Source organism: Streptomyces sp. NPDC056948 (assembly GCF_042674225.1).
Classification (GTDB): Bacteria; Actinomycetota; Actinomycetes; order Streptomycetales; family Streptomycetaceae; genus Streptomyces; species Streptomyces purpurascens.
Genome location: NZ_JBHUQX010000677.1, coordinates 1 through 3,073, shown reverse-complemented (window position 1 = coordinate 3,073; position 3,073 = coordinate 1). Strand labels below are relative to the sequence as shown.

The window sequence follows — 3,073 nt, the reverse complement described above, 5'->3', positions numbered from 1 at the left end:
CTCCCCGCACGGGGGCGGGCCCACCGCTGTTTTCACAAGCCGCCGCTTCACGGAATCGGAAGCCGCGCAAGCCACGCAAACCCCGAGAGCCGCCGTCACCGCGGCTGCGGCATCAGTCGGTCAGGCCCCCGCTGCTGCTCCTTGCGCAGCTTGCTCCGCAGGTCCCGCTCCGACTCCGACAGCGGTCCGGGCGCGATCGGTGGCGGCACGCCCTGGACGGTCTCGCCCGGGGGTACCGGCGGCTCGTAGCGCGTCGGGGCCGTACGCACGGTGAGCATCGTGGTCCCGATCAGCAGGGCCGTGAAGGCGATGGCGGCCCGGGTCCAGAGACGGGCCCGGCGTTCCCCGGCCTGCCGCACCACCAGCGGCTTGGCGGCCCGCAGCCGCTCGGTGGAGGCGAGTTCGACCAGCCGCCAGTGCAGGACCTCCGGGTCCGCCAGCTCCGGCAGCCGTTCGGCGACCGCCTCGCGCGCGTGCATCAGCCGGTTCACGGCGGCGCGGGTGCTCGCCTCCGTCTCCGCCGCCGTCTCCGGCAGGCCGAGGCCGACGCCGTCGTAGAGCAGCAGCGTGCGGCGGTACGAGGGCGGGAGCCTCAGCAGGGTATCCATCAGCGCGCGGTCGAACACGTCGGGCGGCGGCGGCTCGGGGTGCCGGTAGCGGGGCCGCAGCCGGTGCCACGGGGAGAGCGCGCACTCGTACGCCACCGCGCGCACCCAGCCCGCCGGGTCCCGGTCGCGGGCCACCTCGGGCCAGCGGTGCCAGGCGATCTGAAAGGCCCGCTCGACGGACTCCCGGGCCAGCTCACGGCGCCCGGTCAGCAGATAGGTCTGCCGGACCAGCGCGGGGGCGCAGAAGGCGTACAGCGCGTCGAAGGCCTGTTCAGGGGCGAGCGCGGAGGTCGCGTCGTCCGGCCGGTGCGGGGGCTTCGCACGGCCGGGGCCCCGGCTGAGGTCGGCGAGGGTGACGCGGGGGGTGGTGCGGCCGCGGTCGGGGGCGGGGGCGCGGCCCCGGTCGGCGACATGAGGGCGGTCCCGGTCCCTGGCGGGCGGGCGGCTGCGGGCGCCCCTGCCCCGGGCGGAGGCCCTGCCTCGGTCGGTCGTGGCGACGCTCACATGAGACTCCGTCACCTCCCGCCCCGCGCCCAGTGAGTTCAGCAGCCTCGCGTACTTCTCCCCCTTCCGGCCGCGTGGCGTCGCGCGGCCGGTCTCCCATCCGCGCACCGTCTCGCTGGTGACGCCCACCCGGGAAGCGAGCTGAGCCCGCGTCAGCGAGGCGGCCTCGCGCAGGCGTCGGCGTTCCTTGGGCGGAGGGAGCTGGAGGGCAGGGCTCTGGGTCACAGGACGCCCCTGGGTACGGAAAAGTACATAAACGTATATTGAGCGACACAACGGTGGTTCGCCTGTTACGACGGGAAAGCGCGTGTCGTTGGGAGCATGGCCAGCGTGATCAAGATGACCGCTCACCGCCGTCTGCCGGCGCTCCTGCTCACCCGGGTGCGCGACCGCTCGCCCGGACTGGGCGACGCCCTCGTGAGTGGTGCGGTGGCGGCGGGCCTGGGGCTCGCGTGGTTCGCCGTGCTGGTGATGATGCTGTGGATCACCTCGCCGTACCCCGACAGCGGGCCCGGCGGCGTGCTGCACATCACGGCGGCGCTGTGGCTGCTGGCCCACGGAGCCGAGTTGGTCCGCGTCGACACGCTCTCCGGCGTCCCGGCCCCCGTGGGCATCCCGCCCCTGCTCCTGCTCACGCTGCCCGTGTGGCTGCTGCTCCGGGCGGCACGCGACGCCACGGACGGCGGGGCGGGGGACGGGGACGACGACGCCGGCGGCTTCATGGCCATCGCGACCGTCGAGGACCTCGAGGGCCCCGAAGACGCCGAGGACATCGAGGGCGTGGGGCCGCCGCTGGTCGACGCCCGTACGGCGTGGACGGGCGTCGTCCTCGGCTATCTTGCCGTCGCCCTGCCCGCCGCGCTGTTCGCCGCCGGCGGTGTGCTGCGCCCGTCGTGGCTGTGGACGGGGGTGTACGTGCCGCTGGTCGCCGCCGTGACGGCGGGGGTGGGCGTGTGGTCGGCGTACGGCCGTCCGGGCGGGCCGCTGCGGCGGCTGCTGCGGGTGCTGCGGGTGCTGCCGGCGGGTCTGCGGCCGCTGGTCTACGGCCCCGACGAGCGCCCGGGTGTCGCCGCCCGGGCCGCGGCGGCCGGAGTGGCGGTGCTGCTCGGGGGCGGCGCGCTGCTGGTGGCGGTGTCGCTGGTGGTGCACGGTACGGAGGCCCAGACGTCGTGGCTCCGGCTGACCGAGGGGTGGTCGGGGCGGTTCGCGGTCCTGCTGCTGTGCACGGCCCTGGTGCCGAACGCCGCGGTGTGGGGTGCCTCGTACGCCCTGGGTCCCGGCTTCGCTCTCGGCGCCGGCCACGTCGTCGGCCCGCTGTCCTCCGCGCCGCCGCCGTTCCTGCCGCCGTTTCCGCTGCTTGCGGCGGTGCCGGAGGCGGGGCAGGGGGCGTTCTTGCACTGGGCGGCCGGGGCCGTGCCGGTGGTCGCCGGGGTGGTGATGGGCCGGACCGTGGCGAAGGGGGCGGCCTCCGGAGAGCGCGGCGGGACGAAGCCGGGCGGCGGGCGGGACGCCGGCTGGTCGCCGTGGCGCGGTGCCCGTGCCGCCGCTCTGGCGGCGCTGCTGTGCGCGGCGGTGCTCGCGGGGCTCGCCGCGCTGGCGGGCGGGCCGCTCGGGGTCGCCGTACTGGCCCGTTTCGGGCCGGTGTGGTGGCAGGTGGGCGCGGCGACCCTGGCGTGGCTGACGCTGGTGGCGGTCCCGACGGCGGTCGGGGTGGGAATCTGGCGCCGCCGGTCACCCCGGGCCGAGGAGCCGGCGATCGGCAGGCAGCGTGAGAAGACGGCCGGGGGTGCCCGCAAGGCCGAGGGGAAGCGCCGCCGCGGCGGTTGGTTCGCGCGCGGCAGAGCGGCCGGAGCCGGGACCGCCGGAGGCACCGGGCGGGCCGGACGCACCGCGGGCGCCGGGGCCACGGGAGCCGCCGGGGAAGCCGGGGAATCCGGAGCGGCCCGGGGCGCCAAGAGTGC

General features: G+C 76.7%; 2 protein-coding genes. One reads left to right on the top strand and one right to left on the bottom strand.

Going from position 1 to position 3,073, the window contains the following annotated elements; translation table 11 throughout:
• Positions 1 to 95: 95 nt before the first annotated feature.
• The gene (locus ACFTZL_RS43385) at positions 96 to 1,337 is read right to left on the bottom strand and encodes a helix-turn-helix domain-containing protein (protein WP_382595692.1); all 1,242 of its coding nucleotides are present in this window, start codon (positions 1,335 to 1,337) and stop codon (positions 96 to 98) included.
• Positions 1,338 to 1,433: 96 nt separating this feature from the next.
• Between ACFTZL_RS43385 and ACFTZL_RS43380 the strand changes: the two genes are divergently transcribed.
• On the top strand, positions 1,434 to 3,073 hold a 1,640-nt coding region (locus ACFTZL_RS43380; protein WP_382595690.1), incomplete at its 3' end, for a DUF6350 family protein.